The sequence below is a fragment of the Gordonia sp. SL306 genome (genome assembly GCF_026625785.1).
Lineage (GTDB): Bacteria > Actinomycetota > Actinomycetes > Mycobacteriales > Mycobacteriaceae > Gordonia.
Genome location: NZ_CP113063.1, coordinates 2,144,040 through 2,168,387 on the forward strand (window position 1 = coordinate 2,144,040; position 24,348 = coordinate 2,168,387).

Sequence of the window (24,348 nt, forward strand, 5' to 3'; positions counted from 1 at the left end):
ACCTGACCTCGCCGACGACGACCTATTCCACGCCGACAGCAACACAAAATTCGTCGACAGAATCCGAGAGACGTTGCAGTCGATGGATTTTCGGTTGCCGTCGACGACGGTTCTCACGTCCAGTCGCTCCACAGAACCGTTGTGACTCGAATCTTATTAATGATAATGTTTGTTCTGGATCACATCATCCGGTGACATCGAGGAGAATCCGATGACGCAGAACTCAACTCGGCAACGCAGCGGTGCCATCGTGCCTGTCATCTGCTGTATAGCGGTCATCTTCGATGGCTACGACCTATCCGTCTTCGCGACGACGATCCCGTCACTCCTCGACTACGAGCCGTGGAACCTCGACGCGGCCCGCACCGGACTCATCGCGAGCTACGCCTTCATGGGGATGCTCGTCGGCACACTGATCTGCGGTTTCGCGACCGACCTCCTCGGTCGCCGAAAGATGTTGATGGCCAGCATGAGCTGGTTCTCCATCTTCATGGGTGCCTGCACGATAGCTCCCACGGCTGAGCTGTTCGGGCTGTTCCGATTTCTGTCCGGCGTCGGCCTGGGCGGTCTGCTCCCGACCGCTCTCGCACTGTCCGTCGAGTTCGCGCCTCGCAACCGCCGCAACCTGGTCAGCGCGCTGGTGAGTTCGGGATTCTCGGTCGGCACCATCATCGCGGCCCTTCTCGGATTGGTCATCCTGGAGCCATTCGGCTTCCGCCCGATGTACGCCGTCGGCTTGCTCCCGCTCATAGTCCTGGTCCCACTCACGTACCTCGTTCTTCCGGAGTCCGTGCAGTTCCTCGCTTCGAAGGGACGGATGGACGAAGCAAGGACCGTTGCACGACAATATGGCCTCGCAGATCCGTCCGCACAGGTCGGCTCTCCCGAGCAGCATTCCCGGTTGCGTGATCTGTTCCGCCGACCGCTCATCACCGTCGCCATCGTTTTTGCCGGCGCCACGTTCATCGGCCAACTCTTCATCTACGGGCTCTCGACGTGGCTCCCGCAGATCATGCGGTCCGCGGGCTACCCCCTCGGTTCGGCACTGAGCTTCCTGGCGACGATGAGTGTCGGCGCAATCATCGGCGCTGCCACAATGTCGTGGTTCGCCGACCGGATCGGGCCACGGACAGTTGCACTGTGCGGCTTCGGAATCGGCACCGTCGCCCTGATCACCATGAGTATGGGGCCGCCGACCGCCATCCTCTACCTAGCGGTGGCCCTCGCAGGCGTCGGCGCCAACGGCACGGCCGTGATCCTCAACGGCTTCATCGCCACCTGGTTCCCGGCAGCCAACCGGGCCACCGCGCTCGGCACCATCATGACCGTCGCCCGCCTCGGTGGGATCTGCGGTCCGATCCTCGGCGGATACATCATCGCCGCCGACCTGTCGACCAGCTGGAGCTTCTACGTCTTCGTCGTCCCGGCGATCATCGGTATCGCACTGGTCTCGCTGTTGCCCCGCAAACACCTCGACGGTCGGCTCATTGGGACGTTGCGGCAACAACCGGCCCGTGAGCCCGCCAAGGTCTGAGACCGTCCTGCGCTCGACTTTCCGCCAACCACCCCGAACGGAGATCCTGTTGTCGAACACCAGCGAGAAAGAGAAATCCGCGTCGGTGACGCCTACCGAGATGGAGGCCGTCCGCGAGCTCCTGCACCGCTATGCACGCGCGGTGGACTCCCGCGACGAAGACCTGCTGGCCGATTGCCTGCACCCCGACGTCGTGCTGCATCGTGTGGACGGTCCGCGACATGGCCGCGACACCGTCCTTGCCTTCTACCGCACCGTCTTCGACGGTCCGACAACCTGGAGCAAGCACCTCGTCAGCAATATCACCTGCACCTCGAATCCGGACGGCATCGACGTCGGCGCCTATTTCCATGCGGCGTCGACAACCTCGGACGGCGGTCTGTCGGTGTTCGGCGAGTACTCCGACCGGGTCGTCCGGTCCGACGACGGTTCGTTGTGCATCGTGGTCAAGGCCATCGACGTCCAACAGATCTTCCCGATGGAGGTGTCCCGTGGCTGATCAACCTGCCGTCGTCATCACCGGGGCCGGTCAAGGAATCGGCGCCGCCATCGGGAGTCGTTTTGCCCGGGACGGCTTCACCGTCATCGGGCTCGACCTCGACCTCGACCGACTGAGCGCCACCATCGACCGATGGGAGGGCTCTGGTCACCATGCCGTTCACGGTGACGCCGCATCCCCCGACGACGTCGCCCGCGCATGTGATCTCGCCGACGGGCGGCTCTCGACATTCGTCGCCAACGCGGGCTTCGCCAAGGCCGGCCCGTCGACGGAGTACACACTCGCCGACTGGGACGCGATGCTGCGCGTTCACCTGACTGGTGCCATGATCGGCGCCCAGCAGGCCTCGGCGCGGATGCCCGACGGCGGCGCACTCGTGATGATGTCGTCACTCAACGGCCTCTTCGGCTTTCCCGGTCGGACCGCGTATGGCGCGGCCAAGGCCGGTGTGGCGGGGCTGGTCCGCGGCCTCGCCACCGAGTGGGCTCCCCGAAACATCCGGGTCAACGCGATCGCCCCCGGCTCTGTGGTCACCGAGCTGTCGCAGGACTTCATCCGACGCGGCGTTATCAAGGAGCAGGATTTTCTCGATCGCATCCCGATGAACCGGTTCGGTGAACCCAGCGAGATCGCGGAGCTCGCGTTCTTCCTCGGCACGCCGCGCGCGTCTTACATCACCGGGGTCGTCGTCCCGATCGACGGTGGCTGGAGCGCTCAGGGCATCGCCTGACCCGCACCCTGTTCTCGCGCCGACGGCAACGCAGAATCGATTGCCATCGGCGCGACAGCTACATGCCCCGTCGACACCGAGGATCGACCCGGGCGTATAGCTCGCCGCATCACTCGCGCCCGATAACCCTGTCCGACAAGGCCTCCGAGAAGCATTCGACACCGGCGAGGTGCCGGCATTGTCGATCTGCACGTCCACCTTGCCAAACCGTTCGTGACTCGCCTCGATGGTGCGTTGGGATCGGGCGCTATGGCAGACCCGTCGGCGTACTACATTTCGCTTGGATGTAGTACAAATCCGCACGTCAGGCGACTCCAAAGGTGTCATACTTGCTGAGTATGACCACCATTTCGCAGCCTGTGGATCACACCAGGCTCGACCGCCTGATCGGCGAGCTCAGACTCGGGGCGAACGCGTGGGCGTCGGTCTCACTTCACGAACGCGCAGCGCTCCTTCTCCGGACCCGCGACACCGTGCGCGACAACGCCGCCGAGTGGGCGGAAACGGCGATCCGGATCAAACAGACTCCACCCTCGGTACACGGCGAAGAGTGGCTCGCCGGCCCCTACATCACCATGGCGACCCTCACCGCGACGGCGCAGACCCTGACGGCCCTGGCCAGGGGAGGCAACCCGGTCGACGGGATACCGGTCGGGCAGGCGCCCGGCGGTCGGATCACCCTCGAGGTGTTGCCACATGGTGCGCAGGAAGCGTTGCTGCTCAACGGTTTCTCCGGTGCCATCTGGATGCCGCCGGGTGTCGGGATCGACGAGGTGCGCGCGACGGCCGGGCTGGCAGCACGACGTCCCACCGAAAGTGGCGGCGTCGGGCTGGTCCTGGGTGCGGGCAATGCCACCCTCATCGGCCCCCTCGACGCCCTGTACGAACTCGTCGCCCACAACCGGGTCAGCATGCTCAAGCTGAATCCGACGTTTGCCGAGATGCTGCCGGTGTACGAGAAGGCGTTCGCCCCGCTCATCCAACGCGACCTGATGCGAATCATCAACGGCGAGGGCGATGTCGGCGAGTACATCACCAGCCATCCGGACATCGGGCACGTCCACATCACCGGCAGCGCGTCCACCCACGACGCCATCGTCTGGGGCCGCGGCACCGAGGGCGAACGCCGGCGCGCCACCCACGCCCCGCTGATGTCGAAACCGATCACCAGCGAACTCGGCGGCATCTCCCCCATCATCGTGGTACCCGGGAAGTGGTCCGACGCCGATCTCGCCTACCAGGCGGAGAACGTCGCGACACAGAAGCTGCAGAACAGCGGCCACAACTGCATCGCCGGACAGGCCATGATCATGAGTTCGTCGTGGCCGCAACGCGCGCAGTTCCTCGACGCGCTCCGGAAAGTCTTCGACAGACTGCCTCCGCGAGACACCTGGTATCCGGGCAGCGACCGCAACATGGCCCGGGCCCAGCACGCCTACCCGCGCGCAGAACGTCACAGCGGCCGGATGCTGATCGAGGTGAGCGACTCGACGTCCGACGAGCTCTACCGGACCGAGTACTTCTCACCCGTGCTGGGCCACACCACCATTCCCGGAATCGGAGCCGAGTTCCTTCGCACTGCGGTGCGGTTCGCCAATGACCGTCTCGCGGGCACACTCGGTGCCAGCCTCATTGTCGCCCCGCATGATCGGAAGGAGATGGGTCCTGCTTTCACCGAAGCGATCGCCGATCTGCGTTACGGCACCATCGGGATCAACTGCTGGTCGGCCACGGGTTACCTCGCCCCGGTGATGCCGTGGGGCGCCTACCCGGGCAACAGACTCGACGATGTGGGCAGCGGCATCGGCGTCGTCCACAACACCCGGCTGATCGCCGGCCCCGAGCGCGTGGTGGTGAACGGACCGTTCCGCCCGTTCCCACGCTCGTGGCTGGGCGGGGAGGCGTCGATGGCACCGCCGATGCCCTGGCTGGTCACCTCCAAGGCCAACACTTCGGCGTCGAAGGCGCTCACTCACTACGCCGGCCACCCGGGTTGGGGACGGATACCGGGCGTGTTCAAGGCGATCCTGCTGCCCTGAGACGTTCGTTCGATCGACACGCAAACTGCCCGTGAGCCGTGGCGCGGCGCTACCCTCACCACAACGAAGTGATTGCATCTTGGGCGAGGAGCTGGAGCGCGATGTCGACACGCGTCGAGGCTGCAGAACCGACTGTATCGGTGACGATGTCGGGGACTGCGCGCGTCGAGATCGGCGGACAGCCCGCCGAGATCAAGTCCCGTCGCGAACGCGCCGTGCTCGCCCGGCTGGTCGCCGCGGACGGCCACGTCGTCTCGACGGACCGCCTGATCGACGACCTCTGGAACGGCGAGCCACCCCCGAAGGCCCTCGGCGGCCTGCAAGTGCACATCTCCAATCTGCGGCGCATCCTCGAACCGAACCGTCCGCCGCGATCGGCCGCACGGATCCTGGTGAGCGAGCCGCCCGGCTACGCATTGCGGATGCCGCGGGAGTCAGTGGACCTCTGGCGTTTCGCCGACCTCCTGGAGGCCGACGACACCGATCCGGCGACCCGATACGCCCGGCTCGGCGACGCGATCGCACTCTGGCAGGGCGAGCCATTCGGATCGCATGCCGTCGAGGACTGGGCACGGCCGGCCGTCGCGCGACTCGACGAGCTCTATCTCACCGCCCAGGAACAGCACGCAGGCGCGGCCTTGGACCTGGATCGGCCCGCGGAGGTGGTCACGCGACTGCCGGCATTGTGTGAACGTCACTCGACCCGCGAAGAACTGTTCCGGCTCCTCGCGCTCGCACAGTATCGCCTGGGGCGCCAGGCCGATGCGCTGCAGACCCTGCGCTCGCTACGCGACTATCTGGCCGACGAACTCGGCGTTGACCCGTCTCCCGCCGTTCGGGAACTCGAAGCCGCGATCCTGCAGCAGGATCCGGCGCTGCAGCTGGCGCCTCGACCTCGCGATGCTCGACCCGCCACCAGGACGACTCTGTCTGTCGCCGCTCCCGACGGCCGGCCACGACCCGACTTCGCGGGCCGGGACGCCGAAATGGAGAAACTCACCACGCACGCGGAGACGGCGCTGCGCACCGGGCTGAGGGTTGTCTGGATCACCGCGGAGGCCGGTGGCGGCAAGTCCACACTGGCGCAGTTGCTCGTCGGACGGCTTCGCGACGCGGGCTGGGCATCCGCGATCGGACATTGTCCCGAGGTCGACGGGGCACCGACCGCGTGGGCGTGGCGCGACGTGGTCGACGACCTCGGCGGCGACAACGAGATCGAGGACCCGTTCCTGATCGCCCGGCAGGTACGGGCCGCGTGCGAGGCGGCCCCCTCCGAGGGCACCGGCGTGGTGGTGGTCCTCGACGACGTGCACCGCGCCGACAGTGCAACGCTGCAGGTGTTGCGGCAGGTGGTGACGTGGATGGCGGACCAGCCGGTGCTGGTGGTCGCGACGTATCGACCGTCGGAGGCGGAGACCGAACTGCTCGCCACCGCTGCGTCACTGACCTCGGTCACCGCCGACCACTTGACGCTCGCCGGTCTGTCGGAGGACGGCATACGTGAGTTGGCGGCGTCGGTGGGACTGGACCCGGTCGACGAGACGACCCTGACCATGCTGCGTCAGCGCACCGACGGCAACCCCCTGTTCGCACGGGAGCTGGCCAAGCTGGTCGCGTCACGCGGCCCGCGAGACGCGCGAACAGCCGTTCCGAGCGGTGTGCGGGAGGTGTTGCTGCGCCGGGTCGAACGGTTGCCCGCCGACACAGTCGCGGTACTGCGGCTCGTCGCGATCTGTGGGCGTGACGCCGACATCGACACCATCGTCGCACTGCACCCCGACGACGCGGGCGGTGAAGACGCAGTGCTCGATGCGATCGACACCGCAGTCGTCGCCGATCTGCTGGTCGCCTCGGTCGATCGGGTGCGGTTCAACCATGTGCTGACCCGCGACGCCGTCTACGACAGCATTCCCGCGCTACGACGACGCCGGTTGCATTGGCGTGCCTTCGAGTGTCTCCGCGATCGCGGCGAGGTGCCGATCGACGAGCTCGCCCACCACGCGGCACTCGGCGCATCGTCGGGAACGGCAGCCGAGGCCCTCGACATCGTCGAAAGCGCAGCGCGGCAGGGATTCGCGCTGGAGGCCGACACCGCACCGCTCTGGCGGTCGGCAGTGGATCTGCACGTGATGGCCGGGCACGACCGGGCAACCGCGGACACCGGAGACCGCACCGCCCTCGTCCACGCCCTCTGTGATCTGGTGACCGCGCTGGCACACCGTGGCGAGGTGAGCGAGGCCCGGAGTCGTCGAGAACAGGCATTGTTGTTGGCACGCTCGGTGGGCGACGACGATCTCGTGCTGTCTGCGCTGACGTCGTGGCGGACGCCGACCATCTGGACCACTCGACCCAACCGGCTCCTCGACGACGTGATGAGTACCGCGGTGCGCGAGGCGCTGCCCGGCACATCGGGTGCAGACCGGGTGCGTCTCCTGGTGACGGCGGTCTTCGAATTCGAAGGAAACGAACAGCACTTCGCGGTCGAATGTGCACGGGAGGCGCTCGATCTCGCACAGCAGATCGGCGACATCGACCTCACGTGCGCTGCCCTCAACGCCCGCGTCTACACCGCGATGGGCCCCGACCAACGCGACGATCACCCGCGGATCGCGGCCGACTTCGTCACCGCAGCAGCAGAATCCGGCAATCTCGACTATCAGGCGGTGGCCCACTTCTTCCGGTCTCTCGTACGCTCGGGCGAGACCGATCTACCCGGCGCGGCAGCCGAGATGCAGCTGGCGATGCAGTCGGCAACGAGCAGCAAGGTCGGCGAACTGGTGGTGGTGCTCGCCACCTTCCGGGCGGTGCTCGACGTGCTGCGCGGTGACCTCGACCAGGCCGATCAGACCTATCAGGCGATCGGCATGCAATTGGCGGCCGCCGGGCTCCCGGCCGCCAACGAGTTCACCTTGATCTCACAGCTCTGCCTCGGCTGGCACCGCGGGTCGATTGGACACCTCGTCGACGGCGTGCGCGTGCTGTACGAATCGGCACCGGAGTCGATCGCGTGGGTCTACGTCGTGGCCTTGCTCGACGCCGGACGCGAGGACGAGGCCCGGCGGATCGCCGAGCAGGACATCCCGGTGGTCCGCGACTACTACTGGTCGGCGATCGCCGTGTTCCACGCACGGGCACTGGCCCGTCTCGGTTTGGCAGAGCAGGCCGCCCGGTTGTACGACGAATTGAGCGACTGGTCGGGCCTGATCGCCGGATTTGATTCCGGCAGTGTGGTTTTCGGCCCCATCGACGTGGTACTGGCCGAGTTGGCCGACCTGATGAACAAACCTGCTGCGGCGCAGCGACATCGGCAGGTCGTCGGCGAAGTCGAGGAGCAGGTCCGGCGCGGCCTCGCGCAGATCGACGTATCCTGAGGAGTCGATCGGGTCGCCGAGGTTCACCGCCCCCGTGCGGACACTGCAGCGCGGCGATGAGCACTATCGTGGATGGCGACCGCAACCGAAAGAGATGACTTCGATGGCCGATGCCGACATCAACTTCTACTTCGATCCGGTGTGCCCGTTCGCCTGGATGACCAGCAAGTGGGTCCGCAAGGTGCGTGCGCAGCGCGACTACACCGTCGACTGGCGGTTCATCTCGCTGCGCCTACTCAATGCCCATATCGACTACGACGCGCACTTCCCGCCGGAGTACGAGGCCGGTCACACGGCCGGGCTCCGCCTGCTGCGAGCCGCCGCGAGCATTCGGCGCGAGCACGGTCGCGCGGCGGTGGATCGGCTCTATGCGGCCTTCGGCACCCGCATCTTCGACACCCACACCGGTACCTACACCGTGGACGGTGGCGATCTCCGTGGCACGGCGGACTTCCTCGGGCCCGTGCTCGCGGAACTCGGTCTGCCCGACCACCACGTTGCAGCGCTGGATGATTCGTCGTTCGACGCCGAGATCCGGGCAGAGACGGATGAAGCCCTGGCGCTGACCGGGCGGGACGTGGGAACGCCCATCATCCAGTTCGAGCCACCGGAAGGAGTCGCGTTCTTCGGGCCGGTCATCAGTCGGTTGCCGAGCGACGACGATGCCGTGGTGCTCTGGGACCATGTGATCGGTCTGGCCCGCTTCCCCGGTTTCGCCGAACTGAAACGCAGCCTTCGCGAGAAGCCCCAGCTCACGGCGTTCGGCGTGGCCGATGCCGAGGTGGGCGTGCAGGAGGACTGGCACGGTGGGAGCCGTCGGACGAAGAAGTGATGCGCGGCTCCTGGCGGCTCACTCGTCACACCGAACGTCCCTCGCCCGGATCTGCTCGACGAGGATGTCGGCATGGCAGGCATGCCTAGCGACGTCGCCGATCAGTCGGTGTTCGGCGGTATTCTCCAGCACTTCCCGCTCGACGCCCGTGAACGGGCGACCCGCGTTGAGTAAAGCGGTCATCGTCATATCCCTTCTGTGGTCGATCCCTTGGCGAGTGATCGAAACTTGTCGGTACCTCGTTATAGATTGGTTTCAGCAGGATCGAAGACGATGAGCGAAGTGCGGCGCGGCGGTTGATCCGCTGCACCAGGGTTGATGACGACGAGGGTCCTGTGGTCGTGTCCGCAACTCTGGAAGGCTCGTCGTGTCCTCATCGTCGGTGTCGTGGCAGGATCTGCCCGCCGCGTTCGTCGGTGGCATCGATCCGTCGCATCCGGATGAGGAACCGATCAACGACCTGCTGCTCGGATTGGTCGATCTCGATCATGGTCGTTCTGATCGCACCCTGGCAGGCGAAGCTGATCATCTCACGAACCGACCTGCTCGACGACCAGTCCTTCGCGCCAGTCATCGACGCCTCGGTCGCGGATCTGCTGCGGCGTCGCAAGGGGACTTGGTCGAAGAAGCGGTTGCGCGACATGGTCGATCGCATCATCTTCCGCCACGACCCCAACAGCGTGCGTGAACGCCGCAAAGAGGCTCTCGATGCCCGCGGGGTGTGGACCGAGTCTCGGGGCGACGGGGTCGCCGAGATCACCGGGGTCATGGCTGCCGAGAACGTGCGCATCGCGGCTGCCGCGGTCGCCGCCCTGGCGGATGCGGCGTGTGAGCATGACGACCGCACGAAGCCTCAGCGCATGTCCGATGCGATGTTCGCGTTGCTGTCGGGGGCGACGTTCGAGTGCCAGTGCGGCCGTGAAGATTGCATCGCACGGATTCCTGAACCGGGCACTATCCCGTCGGTCGACACGCGGATCGTCCTACATGTGGTGTGCGACGAATCCACACTTGCCGGCACTGCCGATAACCCAGGCTTTCTGGATGGCCACGGCGTCATCTCCGACGAGCATGTGCGTGATATCGCTGCCCGCCCGGACACGAAGGTCTCGTTCCTGGTTCCGCCCGGCAACGCCCCGAATGCCGACGGCAGTTTCACCCTGCCCGCGCACCAACCGGCCGATCCGTATCGACCGTCGAACGCGCTGGACACCCACACGCGCCTCCGTGATGGTTACTGTGTCGAGCCCGGCTGCGCCACATCGGCATTCGACTGCGATCTCGACCATGTCGCCGAATACAACCACACCGATCCCGAAGACGGCGGTCAGACGACTTCGGCGAACTTGAACGCCAAATGCCGGCCGGGGCACCTACTCAAGACGTTCGGAGACTGGGTCGACGATCAGTACCGCGATGAGCACGGTCGACTGGTCACCGAACTCATCACCCCGGAAGGCCTGGTCATCCCCGGTGAAGCCGAAACCAACGAAGACCTGTTCCCCGGCCTGCGCCGGATTCGCTACCAATCCCCTCCGGCCAAGGCCCCACCGCCATCGTCGCCACACGAACACCGCCCCACCCGCGCCGGCACCCGGGCGGCGAACAAGCATGCTCGTCGACGGGCCGAGCGCTCTCGGAACCGTAAACGCAACAATGTCGGACCCGCACCGGACTTCTGAGAAGTCGCACACGGGTCGTTCACCCGAACGGTCGTTCACGCGAATAGGAGCCCTACCCTGACGCTCCACCCGTGGCTAGCGTTAGCCCGGAATCCATCAGCACACCTGCCACCCAAGGAGTAGGCAATGATCACACGCGCCCACAGGCTGTCGGCGATCCTGGTTGCCGCCGCAATCGTGGTCGGTGCGCCGGCCGCCACTGCGTCGGCCGAGCCCGACCGCGGCCCGCACAAGAGCACGCCGGGCGGCACCAACAACGACAATCATGTTCGGCATGGCGCCGAGCCGGATCGCAGTCCGCACAAGAGTGTTCCCGGCGGGAACAACAACGACAATCATCCGCGCGTGGGCGCGGAGCCCGACCGTAGCCCCCACAAGTTCTCGCCGGGCGACACCGGCGATCAGATAGCACCGATCACACCCGGTGGTCGGGACCGGACACCACCAAAGTCCGATGCCTCGCCCGAGGGTGATGGCCAATCCCCCTCGACAGCAGGTCCTTCCGAACATTCGGCGCCAGAGGCCGAGCCAGAGCCACAGCCACAGCCAGAGCCACAGCCGGAGCCACAGCCCGAACCCGCGACCCCGCAGACACAGTCACCGACCCCACCAGCGCCCACCACGCAGCCGCCCGCCGAGACACCCGCCCCGTCCGAGCCGACTGCGCCGTCAGAGCCGAGTGGTCCGTATGTCGATGCTCGGAGCATCCCGGGTAGTCCCTCCTTACCAGGTTCGGCGATCACAACCGAGAACTGCCCACACGGCTGCGCGGTGAGTTCCAGCCACAGCGGCACCACCCGTGTCTTCGACCTCGACAGCATGCCCGCGGGCGGCGACCCTCGGACCACCACTCGCGTCATCGATCCAGACGCCAACGATGGTGCGACAGGTACATTCTCGAAGAACCTGATCACGCCGAACCCGCTGACCAACAATGGTGTCGGCGTCCCCCTGCCGCAGGGCTCGGAACCGAACACCGCACCGGGCGCCGGCGGCAGAGTCAATCCCGCACGCCCGGGAGCCGCGGTCGACATCCAGGGCCGCTCTCAGATTCGGTTGCGTGTCGTTCGGGCGGTACCCGACAAGTCCTACCCGGTGACCACCGTCGGCGGGCGTGGAGTCGCCGTGCACTACCACTACGAGTACGAGGCACAGACCCTCAAGGGAGCCGACATCAACGGCATCCACATCTTCGGCAAGAGTGACTGGAAACCCGTGTCGCAGAGTCAGGTCAACGACTTCGCCTCGAAGGGAGTGCCGCTACCCAGCGTCCGGTGATTTCAGCGCGGTCAGCGGATGGCTGCGGAAGAAATCCCAGATGATTGCGGTGGCGCTGATCGACGAGGTGATCGGACCGGTGAACTCGGTAGCCGCGATGGCCGGGTCACCGCCGGGCCAGTTGTGGCCACCGCCCTGGATCGTGTAGAGCTCCACGGCGCTGTCGGGTGTGCACGAGTATGACGTTCGCGAAACATCATGAGCGACTTTCCGAGTCGTCGGTCGGCCTGTACAGCCGTTCCGCCGGGCCCAGGCGGCGGTCTGGGTGGGAATGCTCTCGCTGTTGGGCATCAGTTTCGGATGTGCGTCGTTGCGACGTTGCTGACCGATCGTTCTCGCCGAGCCGTCGGTGGACGGCAGGAGCTTGCCTCGCGGCCCGACACCACCGGAGTAGGAAAGGATTTCGTCGCCTGTCCCGTGGAAGGCAACCACTGGAACGTGTCGGGACGGACGACACCATGCAAAGTTCTGGAGACCGGAGACCGGCGCCACTGCGGCGAATCGATCCGCGAGCTGACAGGCAACCGACGAAGCGGTGAATGCGCCCATCGACAGTCCGGTCATGTACACCCGCCGCTTGTCCACACACAGCGTCTGCTCCACATGGGTCAGCAGCGCGGACAGGAACTTGATGTCCACACCGTTTCGGCCGTAGTCCCATTTCGGTGGCAGCACATGGGTTTCCGGTGTGATCACCGCGAACCCGTGGCGGGCGCCATAAGCACCCATCCCACTCCACGCGTCCTGCAGAGCGCCCGGCTGCAGGTAGCCGTGGACGTCGAAAACGACCGGCATCGGGACGCGGGGCGCAACGCGGGGAACCTCCTGCAGGTAGTCACCGGATCGCCCGACCGCGGAGAAGCCATGGAGAGATGTTCCGGGTGGCGTCGCGGCCGCCCGACATCCGGCCGACGGAACCGGCGCCGATGCCGCAGTCGACCGCTCCGCCGGAGCCGCGGAGACGGTGGCGCAGGTGGTCATCAACGCCAACGCGGTCGCGAACAATACGCACAGTGTGACCTGCACCCTCATGAGGTGGACATTAGATGTAGGTCACATATTGTGCAAGCGCCGCTCCCGCAGCACCGTCTTCTGGATCTTGCCCGTCGATGTCTTGGGCAACTCCGCGAACACGATCTCCTTCGGAACCTTGAACCGTGCCAGCCGCTCTCGCACGAATGCGATGAGGGCGTCCGCATCCACCTCGCCGCCCTCGCGGACGGTCACATAGGCGATCGGCACTTCACCCCAGCGCTCGTCGGGGCGCCCCACCACGGCCGACTCCACGACGTCGGGGTGGCTGTCGAGAACACGCTCGACCTCGACCGACGCGATGTTCTCGCCGCCGGAGATGATGACGTCCTTGCTGCGGTCACGGATCTCGGCGTATCCGTCGGGGTGCATGACCGCAATGTCGCCGGTACGCAGCCAGCCGCTCACCGTGGCCGCCGCGGTGGCCTCGGGATCGCGGTAGTAGCCGAGCATCACGTTGTTGCCTCGCGCCACCAGTTCGCCCTCGGTGCTGCCGTCCGCCGGGACGTCGTCTCCCTCCGGTGTCACCACCCGCACCACACCGGCCGCGATGTTGCCGATCCCTTGTCGTGCCTTCAGGTTTGCACGCTCCTGCGGGGTACCGGCGTTCCATTCGGGTTGCCACTGGTTCACGGCTATCGGCCCGAAGGTCTCGGTCAGTCCGTAGAGGTGAGTGACCTCGATGCCGAGGTCGGACATGCGCGCCAGGAGCGCCGGAGAGGGCGGGGCGCCGCCGGTCGTCGCCTCCACGATGTGATCGAGCGGGGCAGCGGCCGGATCCTCGGCGATCATGGTCAACACCGTCGGTGCGGCACTGAAATGCGTGATGCCGTCGTGGGTGAGGTGACGCCAGATCTGCGCGGTGTCGATTCCGCGGAGGCACACGTGGGTGGCGCCGGCGGCGGTGACGGCCCACGGGAAACACCAACCGTCACAATGGAACATCGGCAGCGTCCACAGATAGTTGGATGCCGGTCCGATGCCGGTGTGGTAGGCCATCGCGAGTGACTGCAGGTAGGCGCCGCGGTGGTGATACATCACGCCCTTGGGACGCCCGGTGGTGCCCGACGTGTAGTTGATCGCCAGCAGCCCGCGTTCGTCCACGTCACGCCACACCGGTCCCGGTGCGCTGTCGAGGAGCGTTCGGTACTCATCGTCGGCATCTCCCGACACCAGGACCCGGATACCCGCTGTTGCGCCGACCGCGCGGGCCGCCTCGGCGAACTCGACCGTCGCCACCAGCAGGCTCGCCCCGCTGTGCTCGACGATGTAGCTCAATTCCGCTTCGGAGAGGCGGATGTTCAACGGCACCAACACCGCACCGAGCCGTGGGACCGCATTGTGCAGCTCCAGCATCTCGTGACTGTTGCTGCACAACGCGGCCACCCGGTCGCCCGGCCGAATGCCCAGGCCGTCGAGTACTGCAGTCAACCCGCCGACCCGACGATGGAACTCGGCATAGCTGAACGTGCGGTCGCCGTCGACGATCGCGGTGCGGTCGGCGAAGACCAAGGCAGCACGCGCGAGGAACGTGACCGGGCTCAGCGTGTCGAAGGTGAAGTCCGCGGGTGTCGGGGGTGCGGGCCGATTGCTCTCTGACATCCCGGGGTCTCCTCTTCACTGGTCGCCAATGCGTGGTTCCGAGTGTGACCGATGACCTGCTGACGTGTGGGCCATCCCGGATCACCAATGCCAGGCGTCGCCTCCGACATTCGCGATGGTGCGCTGGAGAACGCTGATGGCGGTCTCGTATTCCTCGTCGGAGATGCCCCGCCGGCGTTCGATCCCCAGTTCACGCTGGGCCTCGGCGGCCACCGCAAATCGCTCGGTACCCGCCGAGGTCGCCATCACCATTGCCCCGCGCCGCTCGACCCATCCCTTGCCGATCACGGCGTCGATGGTCCGCACGATCGCTTCATCGGTATCGTTCGGTCCGATCGTCGCGACCAGTTGCTGCTCGTCGACACCACCCGGGTATCGAGACAGCTGATGCAGGACCCACCACTCATGCTGGGTGACACCCACCTCCGCGAGCCGCGACCTGATCCGTGATCGGATCGCCTCACCTGCACGGATGGTCCAGAATCCGATGGGCTGTTCCAGCGGCGGTTGCATCTGCGGTCTCATCGCACCGACGTTAGGACCTCAAGTGCGCTTGACGTCAAGCCTCGAGCGGCTGCGCGATTCGACACCGCGCCGACCATGCCTAACCTGGGTGCCATGCATTTCGTCATCTACGGGGCCGGCGCCGTCGGCGGTGTGATCGGTTCCCACCTGTTTCGTTCGGGGACTCCGACGACGGTGGTCGCCCGCGGCGCCCACCTACAGGCGATCCGGGATCGGGGACTCGTCCTCGACACCGCGGACGGCATCCAGAGCCAGAGAATCACCGCGGCGGCCAATGCGTCGGAGGTCGAGTGGACCGACGATTCCGTCGTACTCCTCTGCGTGAAGTCACAGCAGACCGCCGCTGCCCTCGACGACCTCCAGGCCCACGCACCACGGACCACGCCGATCGTGTCCGCCCAGAACGGTGTCGCGAACGAAGCGGCGATCCTGCGGCGCTTCCCCAACACCTACTCGATCTGTGTCATGTTGCCGGCCACGCACCTGGAGCCGGGCGTCGTGGTGCAGGGGTCATCTGCCAGACCCGGCATTCTCGACGTGGGCCGTTTCCCGACCGACGCCGACGATGTCGCCCAGGCGATCTCCACACAGCTTCGCGCGGCGTCGTTCGAGTCCCGGACGCGGCACGACATCATGGCGTGGAAGTACCGCAAGCTGATCCTGAACCTCGGGAACGGCGTGGACGCCACCTATCGGCGAGGCAGCGATGCACTGGGCGAGCTCATGCGGCACGCCCGCGCCGAGGGCGAGACCGTCCTCGCGGCCGCAGGCATCGACGTGGTCAGCGCAGCCGACGACCAGGAGCGCCGTGGCGACCACATCGTGCGGCGCGATACCGGCGAGGACAGCCTCGTCAGTTCGACCTGGCAGAGCGTCGCGCGTGGGGCCGGTGACATCGAAATCGATTACCTGTCAGGCGAGATCGTTCTCCTCGGCCGCTTGCACGGGGTACCGACCCCGGTCAACGAGCTGATACAGGCCGAGACCACACGACTCGTCAACCAGGGGCTCGAGCCGAACAGCCTTGACCCGACCGCCGCGTTGGCGCAGCTCGACGCGATCTGACGCCCTATTCGCCAAACGTTCCCGGTCGCAATTCCGCGTCGTCACCGAGCGGTCTGCGGATCGACCATCGCTCCGTCAGCGTGCTGGCCGACATCTTCCATTCGCCGTCCTCGACGACGTACTCGTCGTCGTACTCCCCCGTCATGATCGTCTCGGTGCGATCGAGCAGATTGACCTGCCGGAACTTCAGCGTCCAGCGGCCGGTCGCGGTGGAGTCAGAGGTCAGCGTGATGTCGGGATGCATTCCGTGGTGCATGTCGAAGATGACGTACTCCCCGTCGACCCGGTGCAGAGCAACCTGCCCGAAGATCTTCGCCATCGGTTCGGCGTCGTCGTAGGCGCCGAGGGGACCGTAGTCGATGCGGGCGCCGCTGCGGACGAAGCAATCCCGGAAACCGTTGGGGTCCTTGCCATCGCATGCACGCCAGTACCGATGCTTCAGCTGCTTGATCGCCTCGACCCGGTCGAGGTCGTCGAGGCGGCTGGTGAGGTCGTCGATGGACGTCATGGGTTCACGATAGGACAGAGTCCGCGCCATGTTCCTGTGGCGTTACGACGCAGTAACCATCTCCGTTTCACCTCGCCCACGCCGCGCGGCGACCGTAGGCTCCCAAAGATGGTCGGACCAACAGTCCAATTCGAAACAACGTGGGACACCCGTATCTGGCGAATCGTCGGTGCACCGCTGGTCATGCCGACCACCGACGGTCCACTGCACGGCGAGACGGTCGCGGTCAAGGATGTGTTCGGGGTGGCCGGAGTAGCGATCGGCGCCGGGCTCAGGGACTTTCTCGCCGAGATGGTTCCCGAGCCGGACCACGCGGCGGCGGTCCACACGTTGCTCGATGCCGGCGCGTCGGTCACGGGCGTTGCGCAGACCGACGCCTTCGCCTACAGCATCACCGGCACGAGCAACGACTACGGCACACCGATGAATCTGGCCGCACCGGGACGCATTCCGGGCGGATCATCGAGCGGCCCCAGCGCTGCTGTCGCGCACGGTGACGCGACGATCGGCCTCGGCACCGATACGGCCGGATCGATTCGGGTACCGGCCGCCTACCAGAAGCTGTGGGGCCTCCGCACCACCCATGGCGCCGTTGGCACCGCCGGAATGGTGCCACTCGCACCGTCTTTCGACACCGTTGGGTGGATCACACGCGACGGCGACACCCTTGCGCGTGTGGTCGACGCCGCGCTCGCAGCGCGATCGACCATCGAGGAGCCGGCGCCGGTCGTCCTCGACCCGACACTCCTCGCCGCAGCCGATGATGAGGTCGCCGACGAGATCATGCGCTACGCAGACCTTTTCGATGCCGATCACATCTCCATCGGCCTGGACCTCGATGATTGCCGGGAGACCTTCAACACGGTCCAGGCCTATGAGGCGTGGCAGTCCCACGGCAATTGGGTGACGAAGCATCCCACCGCACTCCCCGCCGACATCGCCGCCCGCTTTGCGATCGGGCGGGCCATCAGCACAAGCGACTATGTGGCCGCACGTCACCGTGCGCACGGGATCGCCGCACGCCTGCGGTCGGCCGTCGGGTCCCGGGTTCTGTTGCTGCCCACCGCCACCACCATCCCGGCACCGACCGACGCCGACTACGACGCCCTGCGCTGCGCGCGTGAGACGACGCTCCAACTCACCTGTCTCGCATCGATCGGAGGGTTACCGGCGGTCACATTCCCATCGTCGCGACCGGGCCTCCCGATCGGCATCTGTCTCGTCGGAGCCCCCCACACCGATCGCTCCCTCGTTCGCCTGGCACGTCGGTGCGCAGACGGTGAGGGATGACGCAGGACGGGTGGAGCCGGCCCGCGGGAGCCGACTCCACCCTCGCATGGCCGGTCAGAACACCAGGCAGATGCTGCCGAAGTTCATGCCCTGGCCGACTTGAACGCTTGTTGAGCGGGTGGGGCCATTACCTGTGCCCTGTTGGGCCGTGATGGTGTGCTGGCCCGGTGTGGTCGGGGTCCATTTCACGGTTGCCACGCCACCGGAGACCGCGATGGGTCCGCCGCCGATGAGTACACCATTGTCCTTGAAACGCACCGTGTTAGGCCCGGTGACGGGTGCCGTCACATCGTAGGTACAGGTGGTGCCGATGCGACCTCCGGGGCCCGGGGTCACCGAGACACTGGTCGCCTGTGCGGATGCCGGAGCCGCGAGAATGAGGGTCGCGGCACCCGCAGCGGCCGCGAGGGTTGCGATGCCCGCTGTCGTGCGGGCCCGACGCCGGGTTGTGGAAGATGCAGTGGTGGACATGATTGCTCCTGGTGGGTGAATGTGCGCCAGGGGGGATCGCGCACATCTCGATGGTCACCCTTGCGGCCGCTCGCGGAACGGGTATGCGACTACCCGGATTCCATCGCGGACAGTACCCACGCCACTCACCACTACCCGCGATACCTACACCGCAGCCCCGGGAGGTTCACACGAACAATGGGACCGTGGCATGCGGCGGGGCGCCGGCATAACGGTCCACCACCTTGTTCAGTTCGAACTGCATGTAAAGGAGATTCGTCCCGAACACGAACGCCAGCACCCAGCACAAGGTCGGCGAGCAGGTGGCGGGAAGTCCGGCAGAGGCCTGCGCGTTTCGGATTCGCGCCCCAGCGTTGTGGAAGCTGATCAGGGGTCCGATGACGGTCCAGCCGAGCAGGAGCATCACGAGCATCGGACCGACGACCGGGATCTGGCGTCGTTGATCGAACTCCGCCATCTCCTTGTGAATCTTGTAGTACCACACGTAAAAGTAGATGCCGAGGGTGATCAGCGGCAGCCCGATCCAGACGGCGAAGGGGTTGCGACGCTTCATTGCGAGCCCTGACGCGACCGGTACCGGATGCGGCGCGACCATCGGCACGTGACCCTGCGGAACCGGACGGGGTTGAACGGGAGGTTCGGACATGATCAGGCTCGATTCGTGATGCGGTGGCCACCCGTGACAGCAGGCGCAGCCGGGAGCGGAGTATGCGTTCTGTCAGACGCATCGGTCTCACTTGGGTATACGACGATGCGCTGTCTCCCGTTACGCATCGGGACGAAATCCGAGATGATTCAACCGATCAGATGACCGCCCAGCCCGCGGTGTGGGCGTATGCGCGTGCCGCGGACAGACCTTCATGAAGAGCACCGGAATCCGGTCTTGCACCCACCCAATTGAGGTGCCACGTGGCAGTGGCGTTCGGTGACAACGGTTTCCAGACGAACCCGTCGCGGACATCGGCCGCCACCGATTCCAGACAGACGAAGATGGCTTTGCCGTCGGTCACCATGTCGCTGCCGGCGACGATGCCGAACACGGCCGACGTCGTCCAGCGTGGCTGGCATCCATGGATGCCCAGCCAGTCGGTGACCCATCGGTTCCATCGACTCAACTGGTCATCGATGGAGACCACCGGGTGACGCGTGAGGTCGTCGGGCGCGATGGTCGCAGCGGATGCGAGCGGGTGGTCGTCGGTCATCAACGCACCGACTCGTTCGATGCGGATCGGCTCACTCATCGCGCCGGGCACTTCCAGCGGGCCGCCTATCGTCAGCGACAGCTGTGCTCGCGCCGCATCGTCACCGGTCAACGCACGGGGCAACGTCGTCAGATGCACCGACAGGTCCGGCTTGGCGGCGCGGAGCGCGGCCAGCAATCGACGAGGGGTCTCCAGCGCCGGCTCACTGACGTGGACGGTGAGCACGTGCCGCGGTGTCCCGGTCGCACGGGAGACGGCGACTCGGACCCGGTCGATGATGTCGCGGGCGTCCGCGGCCAGCTCGTCGCCCGCTCTGGTCGGATCCACCCGCCGGCTGGTGCGCTCGAACAGCATGACACCCAAGCGTCGCTCGAGCCGGATGATCGCCTGGCTGAGGGCGGGTTGCGCCATGTGCAGGTGCCGCGCGGCACGGGTGAAGCTGCGTTCCCGATGGACCGCGACGACGTACTCCAGCTCTCGCAGCGAAACATCTAGCATCGCTCGATGCTAGATCGATAGCGAATGGGTGTTGGTGGTTTGGTCCGGCTGGGCGCGACGATGGCATCATGCCTGATCACGTCGTCGACGCTCACGTCCACCTCTGGGATCTGAACCATCCGTGGTACCCCGGCCTCCAAGCCATGGCCGAGAGTCTGGGCCAACCCGAGCTCTACTCCGACTTCGGTCTCGACGATTACTCGAAGGCGGCCGGATCGTTCCCGGTGGAGAAGTTCGTGCACGTCTCCGCCGTCACGGCCCCGCGGACCTATCTCGACGAATTGCGGTGGGTCAGCACCGTGGCAAGCGACCATGACGTGGACATGCACTTCATCGGGACCGTCGACCCGACGCTCCCCGAGGCCGAGCTCCTCGCCGACCTCGATGCGCAACTCGCAGTCACACCGCACTTTCGTGGCATCCGGGTGCTCTACGACCTACCGCCCGAGTCGTCGTCGGCCCGGACCATCCTGCACTGGTTGGACGACCACGAACTGGTCTTCGACCTCGTCACCCATCCGGACACCATGGACGATTGGCTGCGAACGATCGGCGAATACCCGGATCTCGAGGTGGTGCTCGAGCACACGGGCTGGCCGACCGGTGTCGACGACGACGCCCGGACGGCGTGGCGTCGCGCCATCGCCGACTGCGCCCAGCGTTCGCGTGCATCGTGCAAGGTGTCGGGGCTCGGTATGACGACCGTCGATCTGTCGGCGTCCGCGTTGCGGCCATGGGTGGAACCCGCTGTCGATGCCTTCGGCTGGGATCGGGTGATCTTCGGCAGCAACATCCCGATCGAGCACATGGCCGGCCGCTACGCCGAGCTGGTCGAGTCACTGGATTCCATCATCGGCGCCGCGACACCGGACGAGCAGGACTGTTTCTACCGCCGCAACGCGGTCCGTGTCTACGGATTCGAGGAATGACGATGACCGATCTCTCCGGACGCGTCGCATGGGTGACCGGCGGTGCGCGTGGTCAGGGACGTGCGCACGCCAGGGCGCTGGCCACGGCAGGCGCCCACGTGGTGGTCACCGACAGTGTGCGGCAGGTGACCACCGTCAATTACCCACTGGCGACGTCCGAAGAACTCGACGCGACGGTCTCCGAGATCGTCGATGGTGGTGGCCGCGCGACCGGTGCGCAGCTCGACGTCAGGGACGCGGGAGCGGTCGGCGCGCTGGTCGAGCGCATCGTCGCCGAACACGGCCGGCTCGACATCCTGGTCGCCAACGCCGGGATCTGTGCATTCGTACCGCTCGAGGACATGAGCGACGAGCAGTGGACCGACATGCTGGACACCAACCTGTCCGGAACCTTCCACTGTGTCCGGGCCGCTGTTCGAGCGATGAAGCCCAACGGGTTCGGCCGGGTCATCGGAGTGTCGTCGGGAGCGGGTCGCGGTGGGATGAAGGATCTCTCGCACTACTCGGCCACCAAATGGGGCATCATCGGCTTCATCAAATCGGTTGCCCTGGAGGTCGGTTCGCACGGCATAACCGCGAATGTCGTCTGCCCGTCGTCGGTGGCGACGCCGATGGTGATGAACGAGACGACGTTGCGACGGTTCCGGCCAGATCTGGACGACCCGACACCCGACGACGCGAAACCCGTGTTCGCCGGTCTCAGCCCGCTCGGTGTGCCATGGCTCGAACCCGAAGACGTCACCCGTGCCGTCATGTACTTCGTCGACGACCCGGGGCTCACCACCGGTACCGTGCTGGAGGTCAACCTCGGTACGTCGGCGTCACGGACCTGACCGACCGCGTCGACGCCACGGCGTCTGCGGCGACCGCACGGAAGTCTCGGGTGAAATCGATCGTCCTCATCTGGGCGATGTATTGCGTGGCGAATCCGGGGTACATCGTCGCATTGAATCCGTCGGCAGTCAGATACCAGCTACGACAGCCGGAGTTCCAGGTCGTGTGTTCGAGCCGTTTCTGGATGGTCGCGTTGTAGGCGTCCTGCGCCGGTTCGTGTACGTCGAGGAGTCGAAGGCCGCGGTCACGGATGATCGAGATCGCGGTGACGATGGCGTCGATCTGTGCCTCCATGTAGACCAACGCCGAGTTGTGCCCCGGTCCGGAGTTCGGGCCGAAGGTGAAGTACAGGTTCGGAAAGCCCGAGACCGCAAAGCTCTTGTACGCATATGCGCCGCCCGACCATTCGTCGGCCAGGACCCGCCCGTCGCGACCTCGGATCGGGATGGGTGTCCCTTGTTTCGACACCTCGAAACCCGTTGCGAACACGAGGCAGTCAAATCGTCGCTCGATGCCTTCGACGGTCCGCACCCCGTGTTCGCAGATCTGCGCGATCGGCCACGTCACGAGTGTGCAGTTGTCTGCCTGCAGCGCCGGGTAGTAGTCGTTTGTCATGAGCAGACGCTTGCAACCAGCCCGGAAGTCCGGGGTCAGTTGCCGCCGCATCCACGGATCACCTACCTGCGCGCGCAGATTCAGCTTGGCCACGGTTTCGATCACACGGGTGAACGGCGAGTTCCACACCGCACCCAGTGCCACCGACTCATGTCCCGCGAACCACAGTCGACGAGCTACGGTCTGCGTCAACGGCATCGAACGGTACAACTGCCGGGTCATCCCCGAGACACGGCGATCGAGACGCGGCAGCACCCACCCGGGCGTGCGCTGGAAGACCGTCACATCGGCGCCGGCGCGAACCAGTTCCGGGATCAGTTGGACACCGCTGGCGCCGGTGCCGATCACGCCGACCTTCTTTCCGTCCAGATCGTAGTCGTGATCCCATGCCGCCGAGTGCATCCGATGCCCTGCGAACTCGTCGAGGCCGGTGATGTCGGGATAGCCCGGCGTCGAGAGCGGCCCCGAGGCCACCACCACGGTGCGCGCGACGATCGGTTCGCGATCGGCTATGTCCACGACCCAGGTACCGGCCGCTTCGTCGAACTCCATCCCGGTCGCCAGGTGCGAGTACCGGATGTAGCGGTCGAGTCCGTGGTCGGCGATCATGCTGTCGATGTACGCCAGGATCTCGTTGCTTGCCGAATATGTTTGTGTCCACTCCGGATTCGGAGCAAACGAATACGAATAGAGTCGCGACGGGATATCGCAGGCGGCGCCCGGGTAATCGTTGTCCCGCCAGGTTCCGCCCGGCCGCACGTCGCGTTCGAGGATCACCAGGTCGTCGTGTCCCTGTTGGAGCAGTCGGATCGCGGTGCCGATGCCGGCGAACCCGGCGCCGATGATCAGCGTGGTGGTGTCGACGGTCCGCTCATCGATCGCGCCTCCCCCGCTCATGCGACCGGCTCGTAGGTCAGTTCCTTCGACCAGGTCGGCTGCGGCCGCAACAGGAAGCGCGGATAATGATCGGTCACCCGGACCATGGCATCCGCGAAATAGTGATACGGACTGTCGCGGTTGATGACCCAGCCTGCGTGATATTTCAGCACCTGATAGGTGAGCAGGCGGGTGCCCTTGCCGCGCTCCCCGTTATTCTTGAACCGCTTCATCGCCTCGTACAGGCGCTCCTCCTGGAGTCCCATGTCGACGATGTTGTCGCGCATCTTGTTCAGCAGCGGCACGTACATCAGCGCGCCGATGATGACACCGGGCGAGGCCACGGTACCGACCGTCTCGATGATCAGTGTGCGCAGCCGTGAGTTGCCGATCATGTCGAGGGCATGGAAGTCGACGGCGAGATGTCGGGACTCGTCGGCATTGATCTTCCGGAACGCCTCGTGACACACCGGATCCTGAACCTCCTCGAGGAGGAACTTGAGCAGCGCACCGTCGAGCGCGACCTCCAGCATCGGGATCACGGTGCCCAACACGGACAGTGACATGCGATCGGCGAAGGTGTCGAGCCATTCGATCGCGAGCCGGATGTTGACGTTAGGCTCGGGAACCTCGTCATCCTCGAGCATCCCCCACCGTCGCATCAATGCGAGCTCGGCGTTGGCGTGCTTCTGCTCCTCGGCATGGAAGTAGCGGTAGATCTCGGCGAGGGTCTCGTCGGGGGCCTTCTTCGCCAGGGCGGCGAATCCGCGCGCCCCGACGTTCTCGATCCACACCAGATCAGCCATGAAGGCCTTGAGCTTTGGCTTCTGTTCTTCGGTGATGAGATCGGCACCGGGAGCCTCCCAGTCGACGTCCCCGAGCGCCCACTGTCGGTCCTTGATGGTCTGCAACATGTCCTCGAGCACGATGGGCATC

Annotated in this window: 22 protein-coding genes; 12 read left to right on the forward strand and 10 right to left on the reverse strand. The window is 65.8% G+C overall.

Annotated elements, in window-relative coordinates:
• Positions 1 to 211: 211 nt before the first annotated feature.
• From OVA31_RS09845 to OVA31_RS09870, 6 genes are all read left to right on the forward strand, one after another.
• Entirely contained in the window at positions 212 to 1,534 is a 1,323-nt protein-coding gene (locus tag OVA31_RS09845; RefSeq protein WP_267630898.1) for an MFS transporter, read from the forward strand.
• Positions 1,535 to 1,583: 49 nt separating this feature from the next.
• Entirely contained in the window at positions 1,584 to 2,033 is a 450-nt protein-coding gene (locus tag OVA31_RS09850; RefSeq protein ID WP_267630899.1) for a nuclear transport factor 2 family protein, read from the forward strand.
• The gene (locus OVA31_RS09855) at positions 2,026 to 2,763 is read left to right on the forward strand and encodes an SDR family NAD(P)-dependent oxidoreductase (RefSeq protein ID WP_267630900.1); all 738 of its coding nucleotides are present in this window, start codon (positions 2,026 to 2,028) and stop codon (positions 2,761 to 2,763) included. The genes OVA31_RS09850 and OVA31_RS09855 overlap by 8 nt, the downstream gene beginning before the upstream one ends.
• A 338-nt stretch (positions 2,764 to 3,101) precedes the next feature.
• A complete protein-coding gene (locus OVA31_RS09860) occupies positions 3,102 to 4,802 on the forward strand; it encodes an aldehyde dehydrogenase family protein (RefSeq protein ID WP_267630901.1) in 1,701 nt (566 codons plus the stop codon).
• A gap of 101 nt (positions 4,803 to 4,903) precedes the next feature.
• The gene (locus tag OVA31_RS09865) at positions 4,904 to 8,173 is read left to right on the forward strand and encodes a BTAD domain-containing putative transcriptional regulator (protein ID WP_267630903.1); all 3,270 of its coding nucleotides are present in this window, start codon (positions 4,904 to 4,906) and stop codon (positions 8,171 to 8,173) included.
• 103 nt (positions 8,174 to 8,276) lie between these two features.
• Complete coding sequence (locus OVA31_RS09870; RefSeq protein WP_267630904.1) at positions 8,277 to 9,005, forward strand: hypothetical protein; 729 nt, start codon at positions 8,277 to 8,279, stop codon at positions 9,003 to 9,005.
• Between the two features lie 18 nt (positions 9,006 to 9,023).
• On the opposite strand, the gene OVA31_RS09875 is transcribed toward OVA31_RS09870, so the two are convergent.
• On the reverse strand, positions 9,024 to 9,188 hold the full coding sequence (locus tag OVA31_RS09875) for a hypothetical protein (protein WP_267630905.1): 165 nt from the start codon (positions 9,186 to 9,188) through the stop codon (positions 9,024 to 9,026).
• A gap of 305 nt (positions 9,189 to 9,493) precedes the next feature.
• On the opposite strand from OVA31_RS09875, the gene OVA31_RS09880 reads away from it, so the two are divergent.
• Complete coding sequence (locus OVA31_RS09880; RefSeq protein WP_324290208.1) at positions 9,494 to 10,687, forward strand: HNH endonuclease signature motif containing protein; 1,194 nt, start codon at positions 9,494 to 9,496, stop codon at positions 10,685 to 10,687.
• A 771-nt stretch (positions 10,688 to 11,458) separates the two neighbouring features.
• Positions 11,459 to 11,965 carry a hypothetical protein gene (locus OVA31_RS09885; protein ID WP_267630906.1) on the forward strand — a complete coding sequence of 169 codons (507 nt, stop codon included), beginning with the start codon at positions 11,459 to 11,461 and terminating at the stop codon, positions 11,963 to 11,965.
• Here the strand turns inward: OVA31_RS09885 and OVA31_RS09890 are convergent.
• The 3 genes from OVA31_RS09890 to OVA31_RS09900 all read right to left on the reverse strand — a co-directional run bounded on the left by OVA31_RS09890 (position 11,948) and on the right by OVA31_RS09900 (position 15,124).
• Positions 11,948 to 12,997, reverse strand: coding sequence for an alpha/beta hydrolase family esterase (locus tag OVA31_RS09890; protein WP_267630907.1), 1,050 nt, complete (start codon positions 12,995 to 12,997; stop codon positions 11,948 to 11,950). The genes OVA31_RS09885 and OVA31_RS09890 overlap by 18 nt on opposite strands.
• A gap of 21 nt (positions 12,998 to 13,018) precedes the next feature.
• Positions 13,019 to 14,599: a long-chain-fatty-acid--CoA ligase gene (locus tag OVA31_RS09895; RefSeq protein ID WP_267630908.1), complete on the reverse strand. Its 1,581-nt coding sequence runs from the start codon at positions 14,597 to 14,599 to the stop codon at positions 13,019 to 13,021.
• Positions 14,600 to 14,680: 81 nt separating this feature from the next.
• On the reverse strand, positions 14,681 to 15,124 hold the full coding sequence (locus tag OVA31_RS09900; protein ID WP_267630909.1) for a MarR family winged helix-turn-helix transcriptional regulator: 444 nt from the start codon (positions 15,122 to 15,124) through the stop codon (positions 14,681 to 14,683).
• A gap of 93 nt (positions 15,125 to 15,217) precedes the next feature.
• Between OVA31_RS09900 and OVA31_RS09905 the strand changes: the two genes are divergently transcribed.
• Positions 15,218 to 16,189, forward strand: coding sequence for a ketopantoate reductase family protein (locus OVA31_RS09905; protein WP_267630911.1), 972 nt, complete (start codon positions 15,218 to 15,220; stop codon positions 16,187 to 16,189).
• Between the two features lie 4 nt (positions 16,190 to 16,193).
• Here the strand turns inward: OVA31_RS09905 and OVA31_RS09910 are convergent, their stop codons facing one another.
• Positions 16,194 to 16,697 (reverse strand): nuclear transport factor 2 family protein, encoded by a 504-nt coding sequence (locus OVA31_RS09910; RefSeq protein WP_267630912.1) that lies wholly within the window; start codon positions 16,695 to 16,697, stop codon positions 16,194 to 16,196.
• A 108-nt stretch (positions 16,698 to 16,805) separates the two neighbouring features.
• On the opposite strand from OVA31_RS09910, the gene OVA31_RS09915 reads away from it, so the two are divergent.
• Entirely contained in the window at positions 16,806 to 17,987 is a 1,182-nt protein-coding gene (locus tag OVA31_RS09915; protein ID WP_267630915.1) for an amidase family protein, read from the forward strand.
• 54 nt (positions 17,988 to 18,041) lie between these two features.
• Here OVA31_RS09915 and OVA31_RS09920 read toward each other — a convergent pair whose 3' ends face one another.
• The 3 genes from OVA31_RS09920 to OVA31_RS09930 all read right to left on the reverse strand — a co-directional run bounded on the left by OVA31_RS09920 (position 18,042) and on the right by OVA31_RS09930 (position 20,158).
• Positions 18,042 to 18,458, reverse strand: coding sequence for a hypothetical protein (locus tag OVA31_RS09920; protein ID WP_267630918.1), 417 nt, complete (start codon positions 18,456 to 18,458; stop codon positions 18,042 to 18,044).
• Positions 18,459 to 18,624: 166 nt separating this feature from the next.
• Positions 18,625 to 19,104 (reverse strand): DUF4234 domain-containing protein, encoded by a 480-nt coding sequence (locus OVA31_RS09925; protein WP_267630919.1) that lies wholly within the window; start codon positions 19,102 to 19,104, stop codon positions 18,625 to 18,627.
• A gap of 157 nt (positions 19,105 to 19,261) precedes the next feature.
• A complete protein-coding gene (locus OVA31_RS09930; protein ID WP_267630921.1) occupies positions 19,262 to 20,158 on the reverse strand; it encodes a LysR family transcriptional regulator in 897 nt (298 codons plus the stop codon).
• Positions 20,159 to 20,226: 68 nt separating this feature from the next.
• Between OVA31_RS09930 and OVA31_RS09935 the strand changes: the two genes are divergently transcribed.
• A complete protein-coding gene (locus OVA31_RS09935; protein WP_267630923.1) occupies positions 20,227 to 21,087 on the forward strand; it encodes an amidohydrolase family protein in 861 nt (286 codons plus the stop codon).
• Between the two features lie 2 nt (positions 21,088 to 21,089).
• Entirely contained in the window at positions 21,090 to 21,920 is an 831-nt protein-coding gene (locus OVA31_RS09940) for a mycofactocin-coupled SDR family oxidoreductase (protein ID WP_267630925.1), read from the forward strand.
• On the opposite strand, the gene OVA31_RS09945 is transcribed toward OVA31_RS09940, so the two are convergent.
• Together OVA31_RS09945 and OVA31_RS09950 are read right to left on the reverse strand one after the other, a co-directional pair.
• Entirely contained in the window at positions 21,889 to 23,433 is a 1,545-nt protein-coding gene (locus tag OVA31_RS09945) for a flavin-containing monooxygenase (protein WP_267630926.1), read from the reverse strand. The genes OVA31_RS09940 and OVA31_RS09945 overlap by 32 nt on opposite strands.
• Complete coding sequence (locus OVA31_RS09950; RefSeq protein WP_267630927.1) at positions 23,430 to 24,347, reverse strand: ferritin-like domain-containing protein; 918 nt, start codon at positions 24,345 to 24,347, stop codon at positions 23,430 to 23,432. The genes OVA31_RS09945 and OVA31_RS09950 overlap by 4 nt, the downstream gene beginning before the upstream one ends.
• Position 24,348 lies beyond the last annotated feature (1 nt).